This is a genomic window from Streptomyces sp. NPDC005303, from assembly GCF_040607335.1.
Classification (GTDB): domain Bacteria; phylum Actinomycetota; class Actinomycetes; order Streptomycetales; family Streptomycetaceae; genus Streptomyces.
Map to the genome: position 1 here is coordinate 264,560 of NZ_JBEXGM010000009.1, position 6,822 is coordinate 271,381.

The 6,822-nt window shown below is 65.8% G+C and carries 4 protein-coding genes and 3 pseudogenes; 4 read left to right on the forward strand and 3 right to left on the reverse strand.

Annotated features, from left to right (window positions below; translation table 11 throughout):
* Window positions 1-52: 52 nt before the first annotated feature.
* Complete coding sequence (locus ABZT93_RS16765) at window positions 53-1,561, reverse strand: family 43 glycosylhydrolase (RefSeq protein WP_356104802.1); 1,509 nt, start codon at window positions 1,559-1,561, stop codon at window positions 53-55.
* A gap of 253 nt (window positions 1,562-1,814) precedes the next feature.
* Here ABZT93_RS16765 and ABZT93_RS16770 point away from each other — a divergent pair, with 253 nt between their 5' ends.
* Together ABZT93_RS16770 and ABZT93_RS16775 are read left to right on the forward strand one after the other, a co-directional pair.
* On the forward strand, window positions 1,815-2,150 hold the full coding sequence (locus ABZT93_RS16770) for a hypothetical protein (RefSeq protein ID WP_356104804.1): 336 nt from the start codon (window positions 1,815-1,817) through the stop codon (window positions 2,148-2,150).
* A 720-nt stretch (window positions 2,151-2,870) separates the two neighbouring features.
* Window positions 2,871-4,313, forward strand: a complete 1,443-nt coding sequence (locus ABZT93_RS16775) for a non-reducing end alpha-L-arabinofuranosidase family hydrolase (RefSeq protein ID WP_356104806.1) — start codon at window positions 2,871-2,873, stop codon at window positions 4,311-4,313.
* Window positions 4,314-4,332: 19 nt separating this feature from the next.
* Here ABZT93_RS16775 and ABZT93_RS16780 read toward each other — a convergent pair.
* A pseudogene (locus ABZT93_RS16780) lies at window positions 4,333-4,632 on the reverse strand (transposase); the annotation flags it as partial.
* 58 nt (window positions 4,633-4,690) lie between these two features.
* Window positions 4,691-5,236: pseudogene (locus tag ABZT93_RS16785) on the reverse strand (2,4'-dihydroxyacetophenone dioxygenase family protein); the annotation flags it as partial.
* A gap of 506 nt (window positions 5,237-5,742) precedes the next feature.
* Between ABZT93_RS16785 and ABZT93_RS16790 the strand changes: the two are divergent.
* Both ABZT93_RS16790 and ABZT93_RS16795 read left to right on the forward strand, forming a co-directional pair.
* Complete coding sequence (locus tag ABZT93_RS16790; protein WP_356104808.1) at window positions 5,743-6,363, forward strand: Shedu immune nuclease family protein; 621 nt, start codon at window positions 5,743-5,745, stop codon at window positions 6,361-6,363.
* 292 nt (window positions 6,364-6,655) lie between these two features.
* Window positions 6,656-6,822 (forward strand): annotated as a pseudogene (locus ABZT93_RS16795) (radical SAM protein); the annotation flags it as partial.

Consider the following 6,822-nt stretch of genomic DNA (forward strand, 5'->3'; position numbering starts at 1 on the left):
GCTTGTAGAACGGATGAAGCGGTCCGCAAAGATCACGGGGTGCGCAGGGAGGTCAGGTCGTGGGGACGAGGCGCCACTGCTGGCAGTCGTTGTTCAGCCAGGTCCACAGCCGTACGTCGGTCCCGTCGGCGGTGCCGCAGTTGGCCACGTCGGCGACCTTGCCGCTGTTCTCGTTCACGATCCGCACGTAGTCGCCGGTATCCGTGTAGACCAGACGCCACTTCTGGCAGTTGTTGTTCAGCCAGGACCACTGCGCGATATCCGTGCCGTCGGTCGTGGTGCAGTTCGCGGTGTCCGCGACCTTGCCGGTCGCGACGTTGACCAGCCGGCTGGTGTCGTCGCCGAGGTCCTCGACGCGCCACTTCTGGTTGGCACCGCCGTGGCAGCTCCACTGGAAGATGTTGGCGCCGTCCAAGGTGCTGCCGCCCTCGACGTCCAGGCACTTGCCGCTGTTGCGGTTCACCAGGGTGTACGCGGTCGGGGTCGTCGCCGTCTCGCCCGACGGGCCGGGCAGCGTGGTGCCGAGCGCGACCGGGGTGCCGAAGTTCGGCGTGCCGTCCGCGTTCCAGGTGAACTTCTGCGCCCGCGTCGTACGTTCATTGCCGCAGCCGCTGCTCGCGGAGTTGTTGGCGTGGTAGACGATCCAGTTCTCGGTGCCGTCCGGCGAGGAGAAGAAGCCGTTGTGGCCGGGGCCGTAGACACTCGCCGCGTCGTTGCGCTGGAAGACCGGCGTGGACTTCTTCGTCCAGGAAGCGGGGTTCAGCGGGTCGGTACCAGTCAGTTCCAGCTGGCCCAGCTTGTAGTCCGGGGTATTGCAGTAGCTGGCGGAGAAGGTGAGGAAGGTGCGGCCGTTGTGGTAGAGCGGCTCGGGTCCCTCGTTGACCGCGGCCCCCGAGGTCTCCCAGCTCGCGGTGGGGCTGGAGATGACGGTGAAGGTGCTGCTGGCCAGCGTGTACGGGTTGCTCATCGGCGCGATGACCAGGCTCTGCGGACTGCCGTTGATGTAGCCGCTGCCGATCAGGTACAGCTTGTTGTTGTTCTGCAGGACGGTGGCGTCGATGAGCCAGCCGCCGGAGCTGAGGTTGGAGCCGCTGAGCTGGTTCTTGTAGGTGTACGGGCCCATGGGGTCGGTGCCCGCGCTCTCCAGGACGTGGGTGCGCTGGGAGTCGCAGCAGGCCACACCGCTCTGCGCCGCGGAGTAGTACAGGTACCAGTGGCCGTCGAAGAAGTGGATCTCGGGTGCCCAGATGTTGGTGTTGCGGGTGGGGGTGGTGTCGCTCCAGATCTGGACGCTGGCGGCGGTGGAGAGTCCGGCCAGGGTCGGCGACTTCCGCATGGTCAGCACCCCGGTGAAGGACGTGGTGACCAGGTAGTAGTTGCCGTTGTAGTACTCGAGCCAGGGGTCGGCGCCCTTCTGCGACTTGATCGGGTTGGTGTACGGGCGGCCCTCGGCGGCGGTGGCCGGGGTCGTCGCCGACACCATGGCGATCAGTACGGCGAGCACGCACAGGATCAGGGATCTGTGGCGTCTGGTGGGGGGCTGCTCTGACATCTGTGGCATGCGGGACCGTCCCTGTCCGTAATTTCGAACGTGGTTCGTGAATTCGGTCAGAAGATAAGCGGGGGCCATGGCTCCGTCAACGCTTTCGTCACGCGCGCTTTACCTGCGCGAATCCGGAGCCGCCCACCGGCCGGCTCTCACGGCAGCCTGACAAAACGGTCCGGCGCGTTCTTCAAGCCCCAGTTTCAAGGCGGGAGTTGAAGGGGTGCGTGCAAGAGGCGCTCATCGACGCCGAGGACATCGCGGAACCGGCGTGGCCGCCCTCGCGGAGGACGGCCACGCCGGACGGTGCTACGAACTCAGCGGCCCCAGGCTGATGACCTTCGGCGACGCGGTGTTGGAGATCGCCCGGGCCGCCGGCCGCGACATCCGCTACGTGCCGCTGACCCCGGAGGCGTACGCCGACGAGCAGCGCGCCCAGGGCATGCCCGAGGAGTGGGTGCGGTTGTCGGTCGGCCTGTACGAGCATGTCCGCTCCGGCGGTCTCGCCTCCCTCGGTGACGGCGTGCGGCGCTCGCCGGGCCGGGCTCCCCGGGACTTCGCCGACTACGCGCGGGCCGCCGCCCGGCAGGGCGCCTGGACCGGCTGACGGCCAGCGCGATCGGCGGGGCACCGACCTGTCCACTCACCGACAACGAGAAGACGATGACCATCGACCGGGTCACCGGGATCGCGGTCCGTCTCCTCAAGTCGTGGCCGCAGGACGCCACTACGGCCTGCAAGTACACACCTGCGTCCCGTTCGACCCCGAGTCCAAATGGGGGCAGGGAGGCCACCGTCCGTATCGCGAAGACGAACCTGCTCCCGACCTCCGCGAACCCGCGGGAGAAGCACGGTAGCTTCGCCGAACTCCGCGGGGCCTGCGCGATCTTCTGGCGGCAGGTCAACACCCGCGTCCACCGCGAGACAGGCAGGACACCGGCCTCCGCGCCAGACGGTCGAACGCACCCGCCTGCACCCGCTGCCCCTCACACCCTCAACTTGGACCGGGCGGCAACCTTTTCGGGAGCGGCGGCAACCAGCACAGCAACGGTGCCTGTCCAAGCCCGCGCCCGGACCGCTACCTGACCCTCAGCCAAAGACCCCTACAAGCACGGGACTTGAGGCCCCTGGTTTCAGTCTGTGAATGTTCCGGCTTGTGAATTTTGCGAGAGGTGTTGACGCTGATCACCGGAACTTTACTATCTAGTTGCTCGACACTTCGACCCATGTTCGCTATGTCGAACACTTCAGGGCCGCACCACACCGCCTCCGGACAGCCCCTGACGGGCCGAACCGCAGTCGCTTGCTCAAGGATGACGAGGGCTTTATGCGTAGACGTAGTTTCAGCCTCAGACGCCCGTCGGCGGTGCTCGTCGCCGCGGTCGCGGCCCTGGCTGCGTTGGCGGCGCTGCTCGTCGCCGGCCCGGCCCAGGCGGCCACCACCAGTGAGGTGCGCGGTGTGGATTCCGGCCGGTGTCTCGATGTGGCGGGCGTCAGCCAGACCGACGGCGCGAACGTGCAGATCTGGGACTGTCACGGTGGAATCAACCAGCAGTGGACGTTGACGGACAGCAGCCAGCTGACCGTGTACGGCAACAAGTGCCTGGATGCCCGGGACGGCGCCACCACGGCCGGGACCCCGGTGCAGATCTGGACGTGCAACGGCAGCGACAACCAGCAGTGGCGGGTGAACCCCGACGGCACGATCGTCGGTGTGCGGTCCGGGCTGTGCCTGGAAGTCTCGGGCTGGGGCAAGGCCAACGGCACGGAGGTGCGGCTCTGGTCGTGCCACGGCGGCACCAACCAGAAGTGGACCGGCCTGTCAGGAGCGAACAACGTGTGTGCTCTTCCCTCGACGTACCGCTGGACATCGACCGGCCCGCTGGCGGAGCCGAAGGCGGGCTGGGCCTCGCTCAAGGACTTCACCAGCGTCGTCTCCAACGGCAAGCACATCGTCTATGCCACGACGCACAACACCCTCGCCGGTGACGACGGGCGCTGGGGACTGACGACCTTCAGCCCCTTCACGAACTGGTCCGACATGGCCACCGCCACCCAGAACACGATCCCCTTCGACGGCATCGCGCCGACGCTGTTCTACTTCGCCCCGAAGAACCTCTGGGTGCTCGCCTACAACGGGGCTTGGCCATACAGCTTCGGCTACCGCACATCGAGCGACCCCACCAACCCCAACGGCTGGTCCGCGCAGCAGGAGCTGTTCACGGGCACCCTCCCGAAGGGCGCCCCCCTCGACGTGACCCTCATCGGCGACGACGCGAACATGTACATGTTCTTCGCCGACGATGAGGGCGGCATCTACCGCGCCAGCATGCCCATCGGCAACTTCCCAGGCACCTTCGGTTCGTTCACGAAGATCATGAGCGACACGCCGCTCAACCTGTTCGAGGCGCCGGAGGTCTACAAGGTCCAGGGCCAGAACCAGTACCTCATGATCGTCGAGGCCCAGAATTACACAGGGTACGGTCGCTACTTCCGCGCGTTCACGGCCACCAGCCTCGACGGCACCTGGACACCGCAGGCCGGGGCCGACACCGTGACCAACCCCTTCGCCGGCAGTGCCAACAGCGGCGCGACGGCCTGGACCAGGGACATCAGCCACGGCGATCTGGTTCGCACCAACCCCGACCAGACCAAGACCATCGACCCTTGCAATCTGCAGTTCCTCTACCAGGGGCGCGACCCCAGCACCGACGGCGGGGACTACGGCCTCCTGCCGTACCGGCCGGGCGTGCTGACACTGCAGCGCTAGGGCCTGTGTGATGTTGTGATCAATCGGTTGGCTTCAGGAGGTCGTTGATCCAGATCATCGAGGCGCGGAGGTGGAGGCCGGCGAGGTAGCTCTCGGGCGTCTTGTCGTATCGAGTCGCGATGCCCCGCCAGGCCTTCAGCTTGTTGATCAGGCGCTCGACGGTGTTCCGTTCCTTGTAGAGATCAGCGTCATGGCGTGTGGGTCGGCCAGCCCGGCTGCCTTTCTTCTTCCGGTTGGCGGCCTGGTCCTTCTTCTCCGGGATGACTGCCTTGATGTTGCGTTTCCGCAGGTAAGAGCGGTTGGCGCGGGATGAGTAGGCCGGTGGTGTCGCCGTCCTCGTCCAGCCAGATCAACGGACCCTTGACGATGAAGAACGCCTTCATCGGCTCGTCGCTCTCATAGGCGACCAGCGTGTGTCCCTCGCCTGGGGCCTCATAGACGAAGTCACCGGCCCGCGCCGTCCAGGAGTGCTCCAGGTACCCCCACTTGCCGGAGATCGTGTACGCGAACACCTCGTGCGGGTGGTAGTGCCGGTTGACGAGTCCGGCCTGCTTGGCGCAGAGGATGTCGGCCCAGGAGTTGTCCTTGACGTTGACCCACAGCGGGCGCGATCCCACGGAGTCGCTGAGCGGTGCGTAGTACCGGTCGTCGTCAGTGGCCACCTGGGACAGGTAGACCTCCGGCTGCGCGTCGGGCTTCATCGAGTCGGCGATCGGCTTGAGACCCTTCCAGAATTCCGACCTGGCTTCCTCGGGCATGTTGCGGCTCCCTTTCGTCGAGGTGGCCGACAGTGAACCCCAGAGCCGCGTCCAGGTCTTTCCCGTGAGAGACACGACGGATTGCCTGTTTGGGACATAGCCGGGCCACGCGTGTAGGCCCACTGCTCCTATTGAGTTATCTCGGCGACACAGGCCCCAGCGCATCACGGTGATTCCATGGACGAGACGCTTTCGGAATTGGTGCGGCGAGGTCAGCGGTGCAACGTGGTGCCCCAACTCCGGGCTGTCACCGACCGCGCGTCCATGCCGCACTTGCCGAATTCTCCTACAAGGGAGTCGGAGCACAAGGTCACGGTGAAGACCAGGAAGTCGGCGATGAGGGCGGCGCACTGTGGGGGGTGGAGGGGATAGATCCCCCAGGGCGGGGGGAGCCGTCCGCGAGCCACACTGTCGCCACTGGTAAACAGATGCGGGTCCCCGTCGTTAGGCGGAAGCGCCGCAGCAGCGACGAGTACGCGGCTTCGAAACGCCGGCCCGCCTCTTCCTCGCCCCATCGTTTCCTTGCCGCTGAGAAGTCAAAGGCGAGCAGTGCCCTGCCACCGGGGATCTTCATGGTCTGGATGCCGCGCTTGTGAGCCAGCGCCCTCACGGAAGAGGACACCCGACTGATCAGCAACCGCAAAGCCCAACTCCAAAGGTTCGACCGGTTGTTGAACGATCCGGAGTTCTTCCGGCAGGAGCGCGCTCAGGTGGCCGGCCCGGAAGCGGTCTGGCAGGGCTTCTTCGAAAAGAATTCCTGGATCTTCGGATACGGTCTCACCTTCGTTGCCTGTGGTCCCTACGACGACGGCAAGCTGGAGCGCATCACGACTGGCGCGAACATCTTCGCGGGGGCGGGAAAGCGCAGTGACGCCGTTATGCGTTCCAGGGGCTTCATCAGCAGCCTGCTGTTCTGCGAGATCAAGACCCACCTGACATCCCTGCTGGCCAGCGCACCGTACCGGGCGCCGTACGTCTATCGGGTCTCCAAGGAAGTCGTCGGCGCCGTGGCGCAGGTACAGAAGAGCGCCTACAAGGCCCAACAACCGGTCAGCGGTCAACTGCACAGGCAGTTCCGGGACGACGGTGCCCCGACCGGCATCGAGGTCTCCACCGTCCGCCCGCGACAGGTGCGCGTAATCGGAAGCCTCAACGAGTTCACCGACGGTGGCGCGGCGAACCTCGAGAAGATGACTTCCTTCGAGCAGTACAGGCGATCCATCCAGGACGTCGAAGTCATCACGTTCGACGAGCTCTACGAACGGGCCTGCTTCATCGTGCAGGACAGATGAAGCATGACCGAACCGAGCGGGCAACTCCCGAGCTGAGAGCAGTCAGTCCGAACATCCCGGCTGGCTGTTCCCCCTCGCCAGCCGTCAGCGAGCGTCTCGGGCGACCCGTCGACCGACCGTTGACCTCGATCACGCGGGGACCGCTCGCCGTCAGCCGCAGCTCGACTGAAGCACCCCCAGCTCAGGCCAAGAGCCCGGACCGCGGCGGCCACGACCCCTTCTACAGGCCGCTCGACCTACTCGGCATCGCCTGACCTGCATGATCACCCGCAGACAGGACTTTGAAACGACGCTGCCTCACGCCTCCCGCCTCCCGCCTCCCGCCTCGGACACGAGAAGATACCGAGGGAGAAGCAGTACCTGTGTGTACTGCTTCGCCCGCAAGACCCACAGCTATCTCGACCTGGACACCGGTCTCGGCTTCGACTCGCAGATCGTGGTCAAGGTGAACGCCCCCGA